At 33.9% G+C, this 21,977-nt stretch carries 17 protein-coding genes; 11 read left to right on the top strand and 6 right to left on the bottom strand.

Annotation, left to right across the window (positions count from 1 at the left end; all coding sequences use genetic code 11):
* Positions 1–150: 150 nt before the first annotated feature.
* The 4 genes from ACP7AV_RS07825 (at position 151) to ACP7AV_RS07810 (ending at position 5,176) form a co-directional block, all read left to right on the top strand.
* Positions 151–432, top strand: coding sequence for an ATP-binding protein (locus tag ACP7AV_RS07825; protein WP_426091500.1), 282 nt, complete (start codon positions 151–153; stop codon positions 430–432).
* Positions 433–935: 503 nt separating this feature from the next.
* The gene (locus tag ACP7AV_RS07820; protein ID WP_426091465.1) at positions 936–1,241 is read left to right on the top strand and encodes a hypothetical protein; all 306 of its coding nucleotides are present in this window, start codon (positions 936–938) and stop codon (positions 1,239–1,241) included.
* Between the two features lie 407 nt (positions 1,242–1,648).
* Positions 1,649–3,118 carry a glycoside hydrolase family 130 protein gene (locus ACP7AV_RS07815; RefSeq protein WP_426091464.1) on the top strand — a complete coding sequence of 490 codons (1,470 nt, stop codon included), beginning with the start codon at positions 1,649–1,651 and terminating at the stop codon, positions 3,116–3,118.
* An 867-nt stretch (positions 3,119–3,985) separates the two neighbouring features.
* A complete protein-coding gene (locus ACP7AV_RS07810; protein WP_426091463.1) occupies positions 3,986–5,176 on the top strand; it encodes an NAD(P)/FAD-dependent oxidoreductase in 1,191 nt (396 codons plus the stop codon).
* Between the two features lie 255 nt (positions 5,177–5,431).
* Here the strand turns inward: ACP7AV_RS07810 and ACP7AV_RS07805 are convergent, their stop codons facing one another.
* Entirely contained in the window at positions 5,432–5,815 is a 384-nt protein-coding gene (locus ACP7AV_RS07805) for a DUF3037 domain-containing protein (RefSeq protein WP_426091462.1), read from the bottom strand.
* Positions 5,793–6,587, bottom strand: coding sequence for a HipA family kinase (locus ACP7AV_RS07800; RefSeq protein WP_426091461.1), 795 nt, complete (start codon positions 6,585–6,587; stop codon positions 5,793–5,795). Before ACP7AV_RS07800 ends, ACP7AV_RS07805 begins: the two co-directional genes overlap by 23 nt.
* A gap of 287 nt (positions 6,588–6,874) precedes the next feature.
* On the opposite strand from ACP7AV_RS07800, the gene ACP7AV_RS07795 reads away from it, so the two are divergent.
* Positions 6,875–8,224, top strand: coding sequence for a TlpA family protein disulfide reductase (locus ACP7AV_RS07795; protein WP_426091460.1), 1,350 nt, complete (start codon positions 6,875–6,877; stop codon positions 8,222–8,224).
* Between the two features lie 27 nt (positions 8,225–8,251).
* On the opposite strand, the gene ACP7AV_RS07790 is transcribed toward ACP7AV_RS07795, so the two are convergent.
* Positions 8,252–9,100 (bottom strand): NAD(P)H-hydrate dehydratase, encoded by an 849-nt coding sequence (locus ACP7AV_RS07790; RefSeq protein ID WP_426091459.1) that lies wholly within the window; start codon positions 9,098–9,100, stop codon positions 8,252–8,254.
* A 285-nt stretch (positions 9,101–9,385) separates the two neighbouring features.
* Here ACP7AV_RS07790 and gcvT point away from each other — a divergent pair, with 285 nt between their 5' ends.
* From gcvT to ACP7AV_RS07765, 5 genes are all read left to right on the top strand, one after another.
* Positions 9,386–10,468, top strand: coding sequence for a glycine cleavage system aminomethyltransferase GcvT (gcvT, locus tag ACP7AV_RS07785; RefSeq protein WP_426091458.1), 1,083 nt, complete (start codon positions 9,386–9,388; stop codon positions 10,466–10,468).
* Positions 10,469–10,474: 6 nt separating this feature from the next.
* Positions 10,475–12,517, top strand: a complete 2,043-nt coding sequence (locus ACP7AV_RS07780) for a carboxy terminal-processing peptidase (RefSeq protein ID WP_426091457.1) — start codon at positions 10,475–10,477, stop codon at positions 12,515–12,517.
* A 15-nt stretch (positions 12,518–12,532) separates the two neighbouring features.
* The gene (locus ACP7AV_RS07775; RefSeq protein WP_426091456.1) at positions 12,533–13,567 is read left to right on the top strand and encodes a hypothetical protein; all 1,035 of its coding nucleotides are present in this window, start codon (positions 12,533–12,535) and stop codon (positions 13,565–13,567) included.
* 61 nt (positions 13,568–13,628) lie between these two features.
* Entirely contained in the window at positions 13,629–14,342 is a 714-nt protein-coding gene (locus tag ACP7AV_RS07770) for a YebC/PmpR family DNA-binding transcriptional regulator (RefSeq protein WP_426063982.1), read from the top strand.
* Positions 14,343–14,965: 623 nt separating this feature from the next.
* Entirely contained in the window at positions 14,966–17,038 is a 2,073-nt protein-coding gene (locus ACP7AV_RS07765; protein ID WP_426091455.1) for a hypothetical protein, read from the top strand.
* Between the two features lie 87 nt (positions 17,039–17,125).
* Here ACP7AV_RS07765 and ACP7AV_RS07760 read toward each other — a convergent pair whose 3' ends face one another.
* Together ACP7AV_RS07760 and ACP7AV_RS07755 are read right to left on the bottom strand one after the other, a co-directional pair.
* Positions 17,126–18,166, bottom strand: a complete 1,041-nt coding sequence (locus ACP7AV_RS07760) for a PLP-dependent cysteine synthase family protein (protein WP_426091454.1) — start codon at positions 18,164–18,166, stop codon at positions 17,126–17,128.
* A gap of 70 nt (positions 18,167–18,236) precedes the next feature.
* Complete coding sequence (locus ACP7AV_RS07755; protein ID WP_426091453.1) at positions 18,237–20,372, bottom strand: S9 family peptidase; 2,136 nt, start codon at positions 20,370–20,372, stop codon at positions 18,237–18,239.
* 70 nt (positions 20,373–20,442) lie between these two features.
* Between ACP7AV_RS07755 and ACP7AV_RS07750 the strand changes: the two genes are divergently transcribed.
* The gene (locus ACP7AV_RS07750; RefSeq protein ID WP_091205600.1) at positions 20,443–20,763 is read left to right on the top strand and encodes a YbaB/EbfC family nucleoid-associated protein; all 321 of its coding nucleotides are present in this window, start codon (positions 20,443–20,445) and stop codon (positions 20,761–20,763) included.
* A gap of 73 nt (positions 20,764–20,836) precedes the next feature.
* Here the strand turns inward: ACP7AV_RS07750 and ACP7AV_RS07745 are convergent, their stop codons facing one another.
* Entirely contained in the window at positions 20,837–21,859 is a 1,023-nt protein-coding gene (locus ACP7AV_RS07745; RefSeq protein WP_426091452.1) for a threonine aldolase family protein, read from the bottom strand.
* Between the last annotated feature and the right edge of the window lie 118 nt (positions 21,860–21,977).

Below are 21,977 nucleotides of genomic sequence, written 5' to 3'. Positions count from 1 at the left end.
ATATTAAAGAAAAACGCTCTTCTAAACACAATTAGTCTTCATCACAAAATTCAAGAAAATAACTGTGTTTTTGTCGATGGAAAAATGTTGCTCTCGATACTTCAAAACATTGTTTCAAATGCTATCAAATATTCATAACCTAATGGAAAAATTACCATTACAACCGTTAGAGAATGTGATAAAATTATTGTGGAAATCTGGAATTTTGAAATTGGCATGTTTAAAGAACAACAAAAAAATATTTTTATCCCACAAATGGAATTTTTTTTAAAAGAAAGAACAAAAAATAAAGGTCAAGGTATCGGATTATTATTGGTAAAAGATCTTTTACAAAAAAACGGTAGTAAAATATGGGTCGAAAACATGCAGAGTGTCGCCTCCTCTTTCAATTTTACAGTACCTATTTATAACTATTATGACGACGAAATATGAATTTTTTTATTGGGTAAATTGCGTGAAGAAATATTAAGGCATTGACGACTTCAAATCTTAATCAATGAAAAACAATGATTTAAGTTTCCTGAAAAGTATGAAGAAATCTTAAATAAAATATTACGCAGACCATTTACCTGCACATATTTTTTTTAAAACCGAATCTTTTTAAAAAGTAAAAAAATGAAATGTAGCGGAATTTATCAGGACTTTTTTATAGAAAGGAAAGGACAATTTGTAAGCCGTAAAGGTGATACAGCAGATTTTTGTGAAAGATACATAAAACCAGCTCGTCCTAAAGTTGGGACTGGTCGCAAGGAGATCTTCAAAATCTAAAAAATATTCCTGCTGTTGAAGAGGCTATAGTTAAGGACTTGAATGACTGAAAAAAAACTTTCGTAGCTTTATTAACAATGAATAATGCGAAGGCAATCAAGGCTTATTTAAATCCGAAAAGCAAACAGGAAGCATTTAATATGTAAGAATTTGCATTTGAACTCAAAGTGGAACTTGAACGCGGAAAATTAAAAGCGGTTTACGTAACTGACAATTATCCATTTCTAATCACGATGATTGCTCCCTCACATAGTTCAGAGAGCCTCATTTACTGCAAACGATTACAAGTAACTAAAGCAGAAAGTAAAATTCATGAAATTATTCGCAATCTGGGAAAATTAAACAAAGAAATAGAAATACTGCATTTAGATTTGACAAATATGGAGACCGAACTAAATGACTCTAAAAGAGAATTTCCAAAACGTCTGGAACAAGTGGAAAATATTCTTGTACTAAAAAAAATTGAGTATTAAAGTATTGGGAGCCGGTTAGAGAAGTTTCGAAAAATGCAAGGTTCGATTCCTTTGTTAAAACACATCAATTTATTAAAAACATCTTGGAAAGGAGATAAAAGCTTACAATATATTCATCCTTAGATTACTAAAAAATTAACATAAAATTGACAAAACGTTTAGTTCGAATTTACACAGAATAAATTTTAATACTATTTTTTATTTTGCATCAATTTAAAAGCACGATATAATTTAACGTTTGATAAAAGAAATATTCAAGATGAAGCTTAAATTGCTTAAGGGAAGAAGAAATCAGGGTAATTATCGATGGTTTTTACATCGATGTTAAAGCCTTTTATAATACTTAAACGACTTTTCATCACTTGATAAAAAAACGTACTTATTTAATTAAATTTAAAAATAAATCTATGAGAGTTCCTGTCATACGAAAAAATGTAAAATTTATTCCTGATTGCAGTAGGGTTGTTGCCCGCTATTTTATGAATGGCGATGAACGGACCCAAAAAATGGTGAGTCACATCATGACATTAAATGAAAAACAAGTCAGAGAGACCTTGGAACACACTCTTCGGGATTTTGCCCGACGTCATAGGAATATTTCAAATACATTTTATAAGCATTGCGAAAAAATCAGAGGGATAATTGAAGGGATGCAAATCAACTATGAAGCCCTTTCAGCTGAACGAAAATTGCTCATCGGTTCTTACTGTACTATGGAGTACGCCATAGAATCAGCAGCCTTTTTCAACCCTTCTATTGTGGAAGATTTTGATCAGTCAAATCTTGAAAAGGGAGAAAAACGAGTCATCATTTCTTTCCGTGCCACGGGGGAAGGTCATATCTCATCAATCGTTTTTAGAAGGGGAATTCTCGATAAAAATAACGATCTCCAAATGGTAAAAATTGGTGACAACATTGATAAAGCTGAAATTATTCACAAATCATTATATAACAAAAAACGATTTATACAGAAATTGACAGAAATGCATACTCAGGACAAATATTCAACTTGTATTATGCAAGACTTACCAGATGAATTTGGATATTATGCTTTAAAAAATATTGTAAATCAAGCCTTGAGCGATCAAACAATAAGCCTTGATAGGAGAACCGCGCTGGAAGAAGTGATCTGGTTAGCAGATTCGTTTTATGATTTGCATTTCAAACATGATTCTGACATCACCGAACGTGTTATATTTCCAATATCAGATTCTGAAAGCCGCGGTATTGAAGATGCCCGTTTTGTTCGCTTTGTGGATGATGATAAATCAGAAAAAGTTATTGCTACATACACCGCTTATAATGGTCATGTAATTCTTCCGAAACTGATTTCTACTGAAGACTTTTATACGTTCCGGGTAATGCCTTTACATGGAGCTGGTGCTCAAAATAAAAACCTCGCAGTATTTCCTAGAAAAATTAAGGGCAAGTATGCTATGCTATCTAGAGTTGATGGTGTTAACAATTACCTTATGTATTCCGATAGAGCTACACAATGGGATAATCCCGTCATCATCCAAGAACCGCGTTATCCATGGGAATATACACAAATTGGAAATTGTGGATCGCCACTTTGGACTGATGAAGGCTGGCTAGTGATTACGCACGGTGTAGGTGCCATGAGACGATATTGCATAGGTGCTTCGCTGTTTGATCTTGATGATCCTTCGAAGGAAATTGGAAGACTTAGTGAGCCACTACTCTCACCGCTTGAGGATGAACGGGAAGGCTATGTACCTAATGTAGTGTATTCATGCGGTTCAATTATTCACAACAATAGTCTTATCTTACCTTATGCAGTCTCAGACTATATGTCTACTTACGGTGTAGTCGATTTGGTGGAATTAATCGACGCTTTGAAGAAAAGTAAATTATAACATAATAAGTAATCTGGTTAGATTTGATATTGTAGCGTTAAAATTATTGTACTAATTGTTTTCCGTTGGATGTAATTATTTTTCTTCAATAATTACATCCAACGGGTTAATAATAATAATAATCTAAATGCTGCCAATAGAATGATGTATGCAATTTAGTCAGGCATTTTTTGACAGCTTGTTCCTTCGGCGAAAGTAATCATTATATCTAAAAAAAATTTGCCTGGTTGATTATTCCAAATATGTTTAATCTTGTCCGATCACACTTTAGTTCCGTTGTTTACAGACGATTTGTCGCCTTCAGTTTCCCAACTAACAGGAGCGCTCTCAACAGTAATTTGTCGTTAAGCAATAATCGTTAAACCTACAATGGATTCAGCACCTGTGGTTATTGCATCAACCGCTTCAAAGATAAGAACATCGCCTTACTTCAATTTCGAAGAACTGATATTCTTATTTTCGCCATTGGCTAAAACTGTTTTGCCAACGTTTATTCACTTATTTTGCTTAAACTATCCGCTTACAATTTTACTCTTGCCTCGGCAAAACCCCAGCGTTTTTTAAAGAACCTCTTTGTAAAAAGTATTTAAAGTATTAGAAAATCTATTTCTTCATAACCGCTCCAATTCAATTAAATCGCAAGAATAGACTTGAAGTTAGAAATTAAATTAAGCGAATAAGACGCGCTGTATTTATAAATTAGAAAGATACAACACAAAATCCCTTTACATAATTACATCGAGGCACAGACGCCAAAGCTGTAGATACGGGAATGAAAAATAGAATTTTCTGCTTTGGGATTGCGCCAAAACTCTAATATAAAATCCAACATCAGGGGTTATAGGTAAAAAAACCTATTTTTGTGGCGTGAAAAAATCAGTTTCAATCATTGGAGGAGGACCCGCAGCGCTTATACTTGCAGCATTATTGGATCGTGAAAAATTCAAGGTTACAGTTTACGAAAAAAATAAAACATTAGGACGAAAATTTCTGGTGGCCGGAAAAGGAGGTTTCAACCTCACCCATTCGGAACCCATTGCAGAATTAATTGCGCGCTATACACCACCTCATTTTTTAAAAAAAGCACTCCTTGATTTTGACAACGACGACTTTAGAAAGTGGATTGGTACAATCGGTATTTCAACATACATTGGCAGTAGCAAGCGGGTATATCCTGAAAGTGGCATCAAACCAATAACTGTACTCAACGCAATTTTGGACGTTTTGAATAAGCAAGGTGTTACTATTCAATTTCAACACACTTGGACGGGTTGGACAAGCAATGATGCCGTTGTTTTCAATTCAGATACAGCAATAAAATCCGACTATACCATTTTTGCGATGGGCGGCGGGAGTTGGAAAGTCACCGGTTCTGATGGTACTTGGTTTGAGTTATTTGAAAGGGAAAATATTCCTGTCATTCCTTTTCAATCTTCAAATTGTGCGTACCGTGTGGACTGGTCGGAAGATTTTATTTTCGAACATGAAGGCAGTCCGCTTAAAAATATTGCGATTAGCTGTTTGAACAAAAAGCAAAAAGGGGAAGCGGTTATTACCCGTTTTGGTTTAGAAGGCAATGCCATTTATGCGCTTAGTCCACAAATTCGAAAAGAACTGCAAAGCCAACAAAAGGCGATTGTTTTCTTGGATATGAAGCCAACTTTGAGTTCTGATGATTTACTTCAAAAAATTAAAAAATCGACTTTCAAAAAGACGAGTGAAACACTGCAAAAAGAAATTAAATTGAGTCCTGCGCAGATTGGGCTTTTGAAAAAATACCTTTCGAAAGAAACCTACCTAAATCCGGAACTATTGGCTCAAAATATTAAAAAATTAAGTATCGAAATAACTGAGTCTGCGCTATTGAACGATGCAATATCTACAACAGGCGGTATCCAACTGAATGCTGTGGACGAAAATTTTCAACTAAAAAATAAAAAATATAATTATTGCATTGGTGAAATGCTCGACTGGGATGCACCTACCGGCGGCTATCTCTTGCAAGCTTGTTTTAGTATGGGGATGCATCTTGCGCGTCATCTGAACAGTCTACCTTAAATTTTTTATACTATTGTCGTAGACTCATTCCTAGTAAATCACGCATCAACGTTTTTAAAAAATTAGCCACAGATTCACAGATTAAAAATAGATTTTTGGTAAAAAAAAATTGAAATTATCCAATTTAAAATCAGTGAATCCGTGGCAAAAAATAGTTAATACGTTTTGCGGACAGTCATACCCTCTCTATTCTATTGTTGATAGCAAAAAAGTATTTTAATTATGAATTGACTTTCCAACAGTTTTAAAATTTATTTACAACACCATTTCTTCAAACAAGCGTTGTGTTGTTTGTTCCAAATCATGACACAAACCCGGATGTGGCCTTGAGGTTTGAATGGCTGAACTGCGGAGCGCGGTCAACCAACGAAAACGCGATGGAATATCAAATTGCCCTATTGGTCCACCTGATTTTTCGCCATGTGCCACCTTTGCAAATGCCTGTACATTTAAATGCAGTTGTTCGACATCCAAATCATCTGCAAAAAGCTGGACTTTCGATTCATTTACAGAATACAGCACCTTGATAAATTTTGCTTTTTTACAAAAAAGAATAATACCTACATTGAGGAATTCTTCGCGTTCTACCCTTGGCACAACTCGGATAACGGCATACTCATATAAGTGTTGCTCTTGCATTTTGTGCTTCATTTATAAAAATTTCGGAATGGTTTAAACGTGTGGATAAAAACTGAAAATAGACTTCCCTTATCGCTTCAGGAGTTTCATCGGTATCTTCCCAATTCAGCCATACTCCCGGAATCAGATTTACAATACTTTGCAATACATTGTCAGTTAATATTTTTTTGAATATTGTATCCGTTTCTGGCAACAAAGAAGCCTGAGGTAATAAAACATGGTCTTTTATTAGTGCAAAAGGACTTTGCGCATGCTTTTCCCAATTGGTCCACGAATGATGAAAATAAAGACTGGCGCCGTGATCGATCAGCCATAATTCTTTGTGCCAAATTAACATATTGGTGTTTCTAAACGTTCTGTCCACATTTGTAATAAAAGTATCCAACCAAACAATTTGAGAAGCTAGTTTTGGGTCAACCAACGTGACAACAGGATCAAAATTTATGGCTCCCGATAAATAATGTAACGCTAAATTAAGTCCTTGACTTCCCTGAAGCAAGTCCTGAATTTCTTCGTCGGCTTCACTGCGTCCAAAAGCTTCGTCGAGATTGGCATAAACCAATTCCGGCACTTTCAGGTTTAAAACACGGGCAATTTCTCCACCGATTAATTCGGCAATCAAAGCTTTTACACCGTGTCCGGCACCTTTGAATTTTAATACATATTTAAAATCATCATCGGCTTCCGCGAGAGCAGGCAAAGAACCGCCTTCGCGCAACGGAGTGATGTATCGCGTAACATTTACGGTTCTAAGATGGGGTATGTTTTCCATAATCGAATTGGACAAAGCTATTTTGCTTGGATACAAACTTACAAATAAGTGGGATAAAATTCATTTATGAGCGCTATTTACTCCATTTTTTTCAAACTCAAAAAAGCTTTTCCAATATTTGCAATCACATCTGAAGCGATAAACGATTGATAACCCGTTTCGGGCAACGCAATATTTTTGTTTAAATTTAAAAAAGCAAGCAATTCCTTTTTATTTTATTTCCTAAAATTAAACATTAATCTTAATAGGATGCTTTACATTTGGATAACTAGTAAAAATAAACCGCAATGAAAAAAATTATTTATCTATTTCTAATTTTAGTTTTAGCCTCATTCACAAGTTCAAAAGAGCTAATACCAATTTCCGGGAAAATAATTAATACCTCGAACGGAACTGTAAGTGTAAAAGGAGAATTATTTGAGAAAGAAATCAAATTAAATACCGATGGTAATTTTTCAGAAAACATAAGTATTCCATATGATGGAATTTACACCCTTGAAACTGGTAAAAACAGCATACCAATCTATCTTTCTAAAGAAACTAATCTAATGCTATTCGCTGATGATAACGTTTTTAATAAAAGTTTAAAATATAAAGGCAAAGGTAGTATCGTAAATCAATATATAATTGAAAAATTAAATATAACCTCTCAAATTTCAGATGAAGAATTGTATAAATTAGATGAAATGGAGTTCCTAAATAAAGTGAATGAAATCAAAACTACTATTTCGGCCTTGTACAATAAAACTAAATTTACTAATGACGATTTTAAAGAAAAAGAATATGTTAATATTAATTATTTAGAGCAAAAACACATACTGTTTTATAAAAATTACCATCAACTTTATGCCCATTTAAAAGAATTTCAAGTTTCAGATAAATTTCCGAAATTTGATGAAAAAATAGATTTAGATAATGACGCAGATTTTTTATTTTCCCATGAATACCAAAAATTAGTTACCTTAAAATTCTTCAATAATATAAAATTTAACGGAACAAATATTAATTTTATAACAGCTAAAATCATTAATATTAAAGCTCTTAAAAGTCAAAACCTTAAGAATTTCATAATTCAAAATTCTATTTATGACATAAATATTGATAATGCCAATTATGAATATACATATCAAGAATATCTTTCCATTACAAATAATCTGAAATTAAAAGAGAATCTTACTGCAATTTATAATACTCTAGTAACGATACAACCGCACAAAACATCTCCACAATTTGATTACGAAAACCAAAAAGGAGGAAAAACATCTTTAAAAAGTCTAAAAGGAAAATATGTTTACATTGATGTTTGGGCAACTTGGTGTGGGCCTTGTCTTATGGAAGTACCATACTTGAAAAAAGTGGAAGAACAATACCAAGGTAAAAATATTCATTTTGTTAGCATTTCTGTTGACAATATTAAAGACCGACAAAAATGGAGCAATCTTGTAAACACAAAACAATTGGGAGGAATTCAATTATTAGCAGATATGGACTTCAGTTCCGAATTTATTGAAGCTTATGAAATAAAGGAAATTCCCAGATTTATTCTTATTGATCCAGATGGCAACATTGTAAATTCAAATGCTCCAAAACCATCTGAAACCAAACTGATTAATTTGTTTAATGAATTAAAAATATAATTTTTTTTGAAACCTTTTTAAGAAATTTTATTCGGTAATACTTAAAAAAGCTTTTCCAATATTTGCAATCACATCTGAAGCGATAAATGATTGATAACCCGTTTCGGACAACGCAATATCAGCGGTTAATCCATGAAGGTAAACGCCAAGAATAGCGGCGTCTATCGGTTCATAGGATTGTGCCAATAAACTGGTAATCATTCCAGTCAAAACATCACCCGTTCCGGCGGTAGCGAGAGCAGCATTTCCGGTGGTATTTTCATAAACAGTTTCACCATCTATTATTCGGGTTGGGGCACCTTTCATCACAATTATAACTTGGTGTTGTTTAGAAAAAGAGATTGCTTTACTGATTTGTTCCTCTTCGGAATCCCATTTTCCAATCAATCGTTCCAGTTCTTTGGGATGTGGCGTAATAACGGTTTTGGGCTGTAGTAAATCTAGTAATTTTTTGTTTTTGGAGATTATATTCAATGCATCAGCGTCTATAACCAAAGGAGTTTTATTTGTTTTCAAAAATTGATGCAACGCATCTTGAGTTTCAACGGCCTGACCTAAACCGGGACCAATTCCTACGGCTTGCGGGGTAAAGTCGAAAGTGATATTAGAAATCATTTCCTCCTGAATATCCGTCAGAACCATCACTTCCGGGATTGAGATTTGTAAAATATCATACCCACATTTTGGAATGAAAACGGTGACTAATCCGCAACCGGTTTTCAAGCACGCTTTCGAGGATAAACTCACTGCTCCCATTTTGCCGTAACTTCCGCCAATGATCAATGCGTGTCCCTGAATTCCTTTATGGGTCTGTTTGTCTGGCTGTTTGTAGCGTTTCAGGATTTCTTCATGGTCAATGTAACTGGGATTCGTCATGGAAATTTGTTTGTTTAAAATTACAAATTTAATATGAAAAAAATTCGTTAATCGAACCGAAATTTCCTAGCCCTGACTGCAACGGAAATCCTTTTTATGCGCCTTTTCGGCGAATAAAAAGATTGCAGTGAAAAGCAGGAAATAGCTCCTAAAAAAAAAGGTTATAAATCCTACACCACGAATTATTCCGAAAACGTTTGAAACTTTAAACTTTGCTTCGCTCCGCCTTTGTCACCCGAAATAAAATCAATAAATTAGCGACTTCAAACTTTATAGAAAAACACAATGAAAAATACTGCGCTTACGCACATACACGAGAATTTGGGAGCGAAAATGCTTCCTTTTGCCGGATACAATATGCCTATTTTATATGAAGGAGTGAATGCCGAACATGAAACGGTGCGCAATGCCGTGGGTGTTTTTGACGTTTCTCACATGGGTGAATTCCTGCTCACGGGTCCAAATGCATTGGCTTTGATTCAAAAAGTGACTTCAAATGACGCTTCGACTTTGACTATCGGAAAAGCGCAATATTCTTGTTTGCCAAACAATGATGGTGGAATTGTAGATGATTTGCTGGTTTATAAAATGAAAGATGAGCAGTATTTATTAGTCGTAAACGCATCGAATATTGACAAGGATTGGGATTGGATTTCGGCTCATAATGATTTGGGTGTGGAGATGAAAAACCTTTCGGATGATTATTCATTATTGGCAATTCAAGGGCCAAAAGCGGTTGAAGCAATGCAATCCTTGACCTCAAAAGATTTATCATCGATTCCATATTACCATTTTGAAGTGGGTGATTTTGCCGGTATAGAAAACGTAATCATTTCGGCAACAGGATATACTGGTTCTGGCGGTTTTGAGATTTATTGCAAAAATTCAGAAGTAGAACAAATTTGGAATAAAGTTTTTGAGGCGGGTGCGGCTTTTGGCATCAAACCAATTGGTCTTGCGGCCCGTGATACGTTGCGACTTGAAATGGGTTTCTGTTTGTACGGAAATGATATCAACGACACGACTTCTCCATTGGAAGCTGGTTTGGGATGGATTACAAAGTTTACAAAAGAATTCTCCAATTCAAAAAATCTGAAAAAACAAAAAGAAGCTGGAGTTTCTAAAAAACTTGTTGCTTTTGAAATGCAGGAACGTGCGGTGCCAAGACACGATTACGAAATTGTAGATGCATCAGGAAATGTAATCGGAATAGTAACTTCGGGAACGATGTCACCTTCCATGAATAAAGGAATAGGAATGGGTTATGTAACTGTAGAAAACAGTGCCTTGGACAGCGATATATTTATTAGAATTCGTAAAAATGACGTATTAGCTAGAGTGGTAAAATTACCTTTTTACAAGAAATAAAAATAAATGAAGAAACTTTCACTTACATTTTTGCTGACTACATTTTCACTTTTTGGTCAAAATGACGCAAAAACCTGTGAAACACTTTCTAAAATAAATGCGTTATTACAGCGCGAACATTACCAACCAAAACCGGTAGACGACAGTTTATCGGTTTTTGTTTTTGATGGTTTCTTGGATGCTTTGGATTCGAACCGAAACTTATTCACCAAGATTGAATACAAAAAACTATGCGAACACAGACTCCAACTGGACAATTACATTTTGCAAAATAATTGTTCTTTTATGAATGATTTTGTTGCTGTCTACACCTTGGCGTTAAACAGAAAAAAGAAAGTTTTAGAGAAAATACAAAAGGATTCTTTTGACTATACTTCAAACGATTCTGTAAAATTTTCGAAGAAAAAATTTCCTTTTGATTTAGTTGCCACTGATTTAGAACGTGTTTGGAAAAAAAGAATTCGCTATGATATTCTGGAAGATATTTCTAAATTAAGCACTAATTTAGATTCTTTGAATCAAAATTTCTCAGCTCTTGAAAAAACAACCAAAACAAAACTATTTGACGCTAATTTGTGTCAGGTAAACAGTATTTTGGAAACCAAAGACCGAATCGCAAGTGATCTGCAAAACACTTTTATGAACCTCTTTTGCACTTATTTTGACCCGCACTCTAATTATTTTTCGTTGGCCGCAAAATCCAGTTTCATGTCGGGTTTGTCTACCAGCTCTCTTTCGCTAGGATTGAACGTTGGCTTTAATGAAAAAGAAGAAATCATCGTACAGGAAATTGTTCCGGGCGGACCAGCTGCGAAAACCAATAAATTTGACAAAGACGATATTATTGTGAAGGTTTCCAATGCAAAAGGAACAACTTACACAGTTTCATGCTCTTCTATTGAAAAAATTGGAGAATTGATTTTTTCAGATTCCAATATTGACATAGAATTAACCATTCAGAAAAAAAATGGCGCTATTGTTACCGTATTTCTTCGAAAACAAGTAATGAAAGCAACTGATAATGAAGTTTACAGCTACATCGCCGAAAAAGAATCGAAAATTGGCTACATCAATATCCCAAGTTTTTATTCGAATTTTGATGGAAACACCGTTCAAGGTTGTGCCGATGATGTTGCGAAAGAAATTGTAAAACTGCAAAAAGACAACATAAAAGGTTTAGTAATTGATCTTCAGAATAATGGTGGAGGCTCTATCCAAGAAGCGATTAAATTAGCCGGAATGTTTATAGATGTCGGTCCTTTATCCGTTTTGGTAGACAGTAACGACCAACAGACAATACTAAAAGATTACAATCGTGGCAGCGTTTACAGTGGCCCTTTAGTGCTATTAATGAATGGGAACTCTGCCTCAGCAAGTGAATTTTTTGCGGCGGCGATACAAGATTACAACCGCGGAATCATCATCGGAAGCACCTCATTAGGTAAGGCAAGCATGCAGGCAATAGTACCACTGGATAAAAATAATCAAGAAGACTTTGTGAAAGTAACGATTGAAAAATTTTATAGAATTACCGGTGACAGCAATCAGATAAAAGGAATAATACCAGATATTATGCTCCCCGTTTTATTTGACAGTATAAATCCTCGTGAAGGCAGTTACAAAACGGCACTGAAAAACGATATCATTACTACAAAAGCCAGATTTAGTCCTTTGCCAAAAACCTATTTCCCGCAACTAACAGCATTAAGTCAAACGAGAGTTAAAGAAAATATCCGTTTTAATGAAATCAATGTGGCTAACCAACAGATTAATGCACTTTATAACAATCCTAAAAAGCCAACCCGATTAGTTCTCAAAGATGTATTTGATGAGGTGCATAAAATTGACTCCCTTTGGGAAAAGGTAAAAAAAATAATTGACAGTGAAAGTAATTTTACGCTTTCGAATACCACTTATGATGTAGAGAAATTAAAATTTGATACTTTTCAGCAAGATAGTAATACGTACAAAATTAAGAATTTAAAAAACAGTCCGTATTTAGAGGAAGCAATTGCAATACTTAATGATTATAATACTTTAACCAAATAAACCAACCCACAAAACATGAAATCAATCTATACTTTGCTCTTATTTTTGATAACTGTAACCATTACAAATGCTCAGGAATTCAAAACTCCAGTTGATTATTTGAATTACATCAGCAAGGAAACTGATGTAATTTCCCGAACTACATGGAAATACACTTCGGCTGTGGCACACAGCAAGAACGCCCGAAAAATTGATGTTACTCGAAAAACATTGGTAAAAAGCATACAAACCGCGGCTAAAAAAATAGAAGCTTTGAAAGAAGGTTATAAAGGTGATGTGGAATATAAAAACCAGCTTCTGGCTTATCTAGCAATTTCTGAAAAGCAAATTAATCAGGAATATGACAAAATAATAAACATGCAGGAGGTTGCTGAACAATCGTATGACTTTATGGAAGCGTTTATTATGGCAAGAGATTTAGTCAATGCTAAAATCAATGAAGAAGTCGATAAATTGAATGCCAACCAAAAAATATTTGCCAATAAATATGGGATTCAAATTGGGGAAGATAAAAGTGAATTGGGCAAAAAAATGAAAATATCCAACGAAGTTTTCGAAAATCACACGCAATTATATCTGATCTTTTTTAAAGTAAATTTTACAGAATCGGTGTTGATGAAAGCGATTGCTGAAAATAATTTGAACGCGATTCAACAAAACAGCAATGCACTGGAACAATATTCGAATGAAGGTCTGGATAAACTAAAAACATTTAAAGCCTACAAAAATGACGTAATGCTTGTAAATGCTACTAAAAAAGTATTGGAATTCAGTAAAAAAGAAGCGTTAGAATTCGCACCTGGTGTTGTTGCTTTTATGATGCTGAACCAAAAATTTCAGGAAAGAAAAAAAATAATGGACGATAAAAAAGCCAACATCAGATCAAAAGCAGAAATTGATAATTTCAATGCGTTGGTAAATACACTTAATAAAGAGGTAGGAACGTATAATAAACTCAATACAAAGTTCAACACAGAACGATCCCTCGCTATCAATAACTGGAATACAACCGGAACAAATTTTATTTCAAAACACGTTCCAATTGATTAACAAAAATATTTGAAAAAATAACTAATAACTGTATTTTTGCAGTTCAAAATAAGAAATAGAAATGGGAAGAGCGTTTGAGTTTAGAAAAGGAAGAAAAATGAAACGTTGGTCAGCAATGGCCAAAGCATTTACCAGAATTGGAAAAGATATTGTAATGGCCGTAAAAGAAGGCGGACCTAATCCTGATGCCAACTCCAGATTAAGAGCCGTTATCCAGAACTCTAAGGCCGTGAACATGCCTAAAGAAAATGTGGAACGCGCCATTAAAAAAGCGACTGATAAAGATACAGCCAATTATAAAGAAGTTTTATTTGAAGGATATGCACCTCATGGAATTGCAATTTTGGTTGAAACTGCCACAGATAATAACAACAGAACGGTGGCTAATGTCAGGAGTTATTTTAATAAATGCAATGGTACAATGGGAACTCAAGGTTCCGTTGAATTTATGTTTGACCACACCTGTAATTTTAGAATTCCAGCGAACGGAATAGATCCTGAAGAACTGGAGTTAGAATTAATCGATTTTGGTGCTGAGGAAGTTTTTGAAGATGAAGACGGTATATTGATTTACGCCCCTTTTGGAAGCTTTGGAACCATCCAAAAAGAATTAGAAAATAGAGGACTGGAAATTCTCTCTTCCGGATTTGAAAGAATACCCCAAATCATGAAGAAAGTAACAGAATCTGAAATGGCTGATATCGAAAAGCTGATTGAAAAACTGGAAGAAGATGATGACGTGATGAACGTGTATCATACAATGGAAGAAGCTTAGACTTCATTTAAATTATATTTAAAACTCTAGCTTTAGCTGGAGTTTTTTTGTTTCACAATTATAAATTAAGAATTAAGCCTTTTTTATTTCTTTTTTTAATTATCCTCTGCTTCGTGACTGCTGCGTCATTATTTAAAATCGGTTTAAAGCATATTTTAAACATAAAGTAGATAATTACTTATAATTATGTGTTTGCCTTCTTGCCTGTCCCTTTCTATCAAGTTTTCTTATAATAAATTAATTTATATCGATACAATTTTTTAATAAGCTTTTACCTCTAAATTATTATATCAATACAGTTTAAATATCGGACTAAGATGAAAGACAGAAAATTTAGCAAAAGAGTATTTTTTGATATCTTTTTTACTGCTGTCAAGTTTCTTACATTTGCTGACTTTTACTAAATGTAAAGCCTTAAAAACAAGCGATACATAAAACTATTGGGAGCACAATTATTTTACAAACTAAATTTCCTTATTTGAGACAAAAAATGCTTAAAAAAAATTTAGTTTTTGTGACGATTTTTTACAAAATTTATTCCGTAATCAAATACGTTTTGTTAATTAGCTAAATATTCCTAATACAGAATGTCGTTCCAAGGAACGTATAAAATTATAATACATATGACAAACAACATCCTGATTGAAAATCAATATAAAAGAACAAGTTTATTTGAAAAAGAAAATGTAAACTATTTAGTTCGCGTTTTAAAAAGATTTAATACCGTACCAAAGATAAATAATATCAATATTATCACCTCAACTAGTGAGCCTACTATTTTCAAAATTGTACCCAACAAATCAATTATAATTGGTTCATCCTTTTTGAGTAAACCCATTTTAGCTTTAGTCTATTTAAGATATGGAATCGAGTGGCAGCTATGGTACAAAGCTTTGAATACCGAAAAACAAGATGTAGTTTTATGCGATATTGCAGCTCTTGAAGTAACTCGAATATTTTATAATTTACTACCTAAAGATGATAAAGAAAAATTAGAAAATCTTGATTATGTTCTAATTAATTTAATTAAAAATGATATCGATTTAAATACTGAATCTTCATTAATAAACGAAGAACTCCAATCATTTCATGGTTTAAAAAATTCGAACACTGAACTTAAAGAATCTTGGAAAACTATTGTCGAAAATCTTGCAAAACCTACAGAATATATGTTGATGTCTGGAGGAGATCTTCGTTTGAATATCGATGAAATTCATTTGCTAAACAAATACGGATGTCGTCCGTTCCCCAGACCTGATGCATTTACTTTTGCTTCATCTACGGCGTCTAGCGTTTCTAATTTTGCTTTTGATAAAACAGATAAAGTGAGAAGTATATTAATTAGAAATAGCTTGAAAAATGGTTTTAAAAATACTACTATCGAGTTTTCTGAATTACTAAAAAATAACCTTAGAAAAATATTCAGATTAAATGAGGAATGTGAAATAATTTTTTCACCATCAGGTACTGATTCTTCACTTCAAATAGCAGCTATAACGCAAATTATTTCCAATAAAGAAATCACACATATTTTAGTGGCCTCTGATGAAACTGGTAGCGGTGTAGCTGCGGCTTTAAAGGGATGTCATTTTGAAAATACTACTGCTTTAAATTATCCAATTGAAAAAGATGCTAAAATTGAAGGTTTTAGAGATGTTGATTTAGTACAAATCCCTTTTAGAGATCAAAATGGCGCATTAAAAACTTCTGCTCAATTAGATGAGGAAGTATTCGATGCCGTTACAAGGACCAAAAATCAAGGCAGGCATATAGTATTACATACTATGGACCAATCAAAATTAGGGTATCAATCTCCTAGTGACGAATTTATAAAAAAATTAAATAGACTTGAAAACTTATCAATTCAAATAATTGTTGATGGATCGCAATTGAGATTAGATCCAAAAGACATACAAAATTATTTAAATAAAGGATATATTGTTACCATAACGGGGAGTAAATTCTTCACTGGCCCTCCATACTGCGGTGCATTAATTTTACCTCAAAGTGTCAATAAATTAATTCAATCTGTAAAAAACACATTACCAAAAGGCTTAAACAAATATTACAACAGTTCTGATTGGCCGACTTCATGGTTTTGTTCCAATGAATTATCTGACGGATATAACTATGGTTCTTATATGCGCTGGAATGCTGCCGTTGTTGAAATGGACAGGTATTACAAAACACCTATATTATATCGCAATATGGGTATTGAGATGTTTTGCAATTTTGTTGATGACTCCATAAAAGAGGCCACATTTTTAATGCCTATTTATAGTGATGAAACAAAAACAAAGAGCTTTAGCAGTAAAGAATTTGGAATAAGAAACATCCGTACAATTTTTCCTTTCTTTATTTTTAAAAACAATGAGGTCTTAACTGTTGATAAAGTAAAAAAATTGTATACCTTATTAAATTCTGATTTATCCGATCAGTTTGAAGGTTCTTCATTAGAAATTATTCGACTTGCTGCCCAAAAATGTCATATTGGTCAAGCAGTTAATGTCAAATATACTACTGAAATTGAAAGTGCTATATTAAGAATTAGTTTGGGCGCAAGAGTTATTTCTGAAAGTTGGGTCAGTAGAGATATCAGTCTTTTTTTTAGAAATATAGAATTACAAATGAGTCAGATCACAATCACTATTAAAAAAATTGAATTGATACTTAATAATTCTGAATTATTGGATTAAATTAAAAAGTGTTTATCTTTGTATTCAATAAAAAAGTCCCATTCGCAAAAGCAAGTGGGACTTTTTTATTTATGTATAATTTTTAACTTATTTTATCATTTCAATTTTTTGAACTTCTTCTTCGTTGATGCTATCAAAGAAACCTTGTTCATTCATCCAATCATCGCTAAATACTTTACTCATGTAACGAGAACCATGATCCGGGAAAATTGCGATTACATTACTATTTTCGTCAAATTCACCTTCTTCAGCATATTGTCTTATCGCTTGCATTACTGCTCCTGATGTATACCCTACAAATAAACCTTCTTTTCTGGTGATTTCTCTTGCAGCATGAGCGCTTTCCTCATCCGTCACTTTCATGAACTTATCAATAATATCAAAATCCGTTGCGGATGGAATTAAATTTTTACCCAAGCCTTCAATTCTGTATGGATAAATCTCATCATTATCGAATTCTCTTGTCTCATGGTATTTCTTCAATACAGAACCAAAAGCATCCACGCCAAGAATTCTAATATTTGGATTTTGTTCTTTTAAGTATTTTGCAGTACCAGAAATGGTTCCTCCTGTTCCACTACAGGCAATTAAGTGCGTAATTGCACCATTAGTTTGTTTCCAAATTTCCGGACCGGTAGATTTATAATGCGCATCAACATTCAACTCATTAAAATATTGATTGATATAAATCGAGCCTTTCGTTTCTTCGTGCAAACGTTTGGCTACATTATAATAAGAACGTTCATCATCAGCAGATACGTGGGCAGGACAAACATACACTTTAGCGCCTAAGCTTCGAAGCATGTCTATTTTGTCTTTAGATGATTTGGAACTAACCGCAAGAATGCAGTTGTATCCTTTTATAATACTGACCATTGCTAAACTAAAACCCGTATTACCGGAAGTTGTTTCAATTATCGTGTCGCCAGGAGATAAAACACCTCTCTTTTCAGCTTCTTTAATTATGTATAATGCTATTCTATCTTTTGAGGAATGTCCTGGATTAAAAGCTTCTACTTTCGCGTAAAAATTTCCTTTTAAATCTTTAGTAACTTTATTTAGCTTAATAAGTGGAGTATTACCTATTAATTCTAAAACATTATTACAAGCAGTTATTTCTTTTTTCATAAAAAAATAGTTAGTCGTACCAATTTGTAATCAGACCACGAAAGTTACAAATTTAACAAAAAAAATCTAATTAGTTTTTAATTCCTTCTAAATCTAATAAAAAACTATATTCCTTTGCTAATTCCTTTAGGGCTTCAAATCGACCGGAAGCACCACCGTGACCCGCATCCATGTTAGTATTTAGGTACAAAACAGTATCATTTGTTTTTAGAGTTCGTAGTTTAGCAACCCACTTTGCAGGTTCCCAATACTGTACTTGCGAGTCGTGAAGTCCGGTGGAAACAAACATATTAGGATACTTTTGAGCTTTTACGTTATCATAAGGCGAATACGATAACATGTAATCATATGATTTTTTCTCGTTTGGATTTCCCCACTCATCATATTCTCCAGTTGTGAGCGGTATAGTGTCATCAAGCATCGTGGTTATTACATCCACAAAAGGCACTTGAGCAATCACTCCTTTGTACAATTCCGGTGCCATATTGACTACTGCTCCCATCAACAAACCCCCTGCTGAACCGCCTTCGGCATATAAATGCTTTGGTGAAGTGAACTTTTCCTGAATTAAAAACTTGGAACAATCAATAAAATCAGTGAATGTATTTTTCTTTTTCAATAATTTTCCGTCTTCATACCATTGTCTTCCTAAATCTTCGCCACCGCGAATGTGTGCTATTGCAAAAACAAAACCACGGTCCAAAATAGACAGACGTGTTGATGAAAAGTACGTATCCATCGTAACTCCGTAAGAGCCATACGCATAAAGCAAGACGGGATTATTTCCGTCTTTTTTTAATCCTTTTTTGTACACCATTGAAATTGGCACTTTGGTTCCATCAGTTGCAGTGGCCCAAACACGTTCTTCGATGTAATTATTTTTATCAAATTTTCCACCAAGAACCTGTTGCTCTTTCATGATTTCTTTCTCTTTGGTTTTCATATTAAAATCCATAATCGAAGATGGTGTAGCCAATGATTGATAGCTGTAACGCAAAATATCAGTGTCAAAATCAACATTTGTAGTCGTGTATGCATTGTAGGTTTCACTGCCAAAAGGCAAATAATACTCCCCTTCCCCACTCCACGGCATGATGCGAATGTGATTCAAACCATTGGAACGTTCCTCGACAACCAAATAGTTCCTGAAAATTTCAATATCTTCTAATAAAACGTCTGTTCGGTGCGAAATTACATCTTTCCAATTTTCTTTTGTAGTACTGTTTTCAGGAGTTTTCATCAACTTAAAGTTAGTCGCTTTATCCTTATTGGTCAAGATATAAAAAGAATCTCCAAAATGAGAAATACTGTATTCCAATCCGCGAACTCTTGGTTGAAAAACCACAAATTCTCCATCCGGATCATCTGAATTTAAAATTCTGTACTCGGTTGTTAATGTACTTCCGGAACCTATAACAATGTATTTTTTTGATTTTTCCTTTCCCACTGAAACGTTAAACGTATCGTCTTTTTCATTAAAAACCAATACATCAGCAGCTGAATCTGTCGCTAACTTATGTTTGAACACTTTATCAGAGCGCAACGTTACTTTGTCTTGTCGGGTGTAAAAGATCGTTTTATTATCATTTGCCCAAACGGAACTTCCGGTAGCATTTTCAATCTTATCCGAAAAAATTTCTCCTGTTTCCAAGTTTTTGATTTGTATCGTGTAAATACGTCTTCCTACGGTATCAATTCCAAAACTCGCAAATTTATTATCCGGACTCACACTTAAACCTCCCAATTGAAAGTAGGTTTGTCCTTTGGCCAAGTCATTACAATTGAATAAAATTTCCTCATTTGCGGCAAGACTTCCTTTTTTTCTGGAGTAGATAGGATAATCTTTTCCAGTTTCAAAACGGGTAATGTAATAATAGCCATTGTACAAATAAGGAACTGATTGGTCGTCTTCCTTGATTCGGGCTTTCATTTCTTCGTATAATTCTTTTTGAAAACCCTTCGTATCCGCAGTCATGGCGTCATAATAGGTATTTTCCTGATTCAAATAATCAATGACATCCGGATTTTCTCTATCGTTCAGCCAGAAATAATTGTCAACACGTTTTTCGTTGTGTTTTTCTAAAGTTTTTGGAATTATTTTAGCTACTGGAGTAGAAATATTTTTTAACATTTGTTGTGCTTTAATTTTAGTAATTGATGGTGCAAAAATAACACAAAGACAACTTAGGATGAGTTTATTTTTCATGAATATTTTATTGATTATGACTATGCAATATAGTAATTTTGTAATTCAAATTAATTTAAAAAATTAAAACATGGATTTAATGGGAATGATGGGAAAACTAAAAGAAACCCAACAAAAAATAGAAGACACAAAAAAACGCTTGGATACGGTTCTTATTGACGAACAAAGTACTGATGGCTTATTGAAAGTAACGCTGACAGCGAACAGAACTATAAAATCAATCACTATTGACGACTCATTGTTAGAAGATAAAGAACAACTAGAGGATTACATGATTTTAGTAATGAATAAAGCGATTGAAAAAGCGACTAAAACCAATGAGGCAGAACTTGATGCTGTTGCAAAAATGGATATGCCAATGATTCCGGGTATGGATAATTTGTTTAAGTAATTATGAATTATAAGTTATGAATTATGAGTTTTGACAATTTGAGAAATTCATAATTCATAACATATAACTTTTTTTAAACCAGTTTTTGCAGCGTTTCCAAAACATACGTATGCATAACTTCTTTATAATCAAGATGTGTAACAATTCTCAGTTTTCCATGGCCCATGGAACTAATTAAAATATTTTTTTGTTTCAACAATTCAATTAAATTCTTTTCGATACAATTTGGAACCAAAGAGAAAATCAAAATATTAGTTTCAACCGGCTCTACTGATGCAACCCAGCTTACCTTTTTCAAAACTTCTCCAATTTCTTTAGCTCTTCGATGATCTTCAGCAAGCCGTTCTACATTGTTATCTAAAGCATATATTCCGGCTGCCGCCAAATAACCTACTTGACGCATTCCGCCACCTAAAATCTTTCGGATGCGTAACGCTCTGTGAATTGTGGCTTTATCACCCAACAGAACGGAACCAATTGGTGCTCCCAAACCTTTTGACAAACAAACAGAAATAGTGTCGAATAATTTACCAAATGCTTTTGGGTCTTGATTTTTGGCTATCAAAGCATTCCAGATTCGGGCACCATCAAGGTGAAATTTTAAATTATTGGCATCACAAACCGCCTTTATTGCTTTTAAATCTTCTAGTTCATAACAAGCGCCACCGCCTTTATTAGTTGTGTTTTCGACACAAACTAAACTTGTTAACGGACTGTGGTAAAATTCTGGATCATTGATAGCTCCCGCCACTTGTTCTGCAGTTATCATACCTCGATTTCCGTCTAATAAGCAACAAGAAACACCGCTGTTGAACGAAACACCACCACCTTCATAATGATAGACGTGCGCATATTTGTCGGCAATCAATTGTTCTCCAGGCTGTGTATGCAATTTTATTGCCGTTTGGTTCGCCATCGTCCCCGAAGGAAAAAAAAGTCCTGCTTCCATTCCAAACATTTCAGCAACTTTGGCTTCAAGTTCAATAACGGTAGGATCTTGTTTGTAAACATCATCTCCTACCTCAGCATTTAGCATGTGTACCAACATTTCGCGTGAAGGTTTTGTGATCGTATCGCTAACTAAATTTATTTCCATATTATTTTTTATTGTTGATAAGGAGAAGTCACGACTTGTCCCTGCGTAAATTTTTTTTACTTTTGTGCCACAAATTTACACAATACCGTTTGTTAATTCCAACTAGTTCCGTTAAAAC

The organism is Flavobacterium sp. DSR3-2 (genome assembly GCF_049896525.1).
Classification (GTDB): Bacteria; Bacteroidota; Bacteroidia; order Flavobacteriales; family Flavobacteriaceae; genus Flavobacterium.
This window is presented reverse-complemented; position numbering and strand designations above follow the sequence as displayed.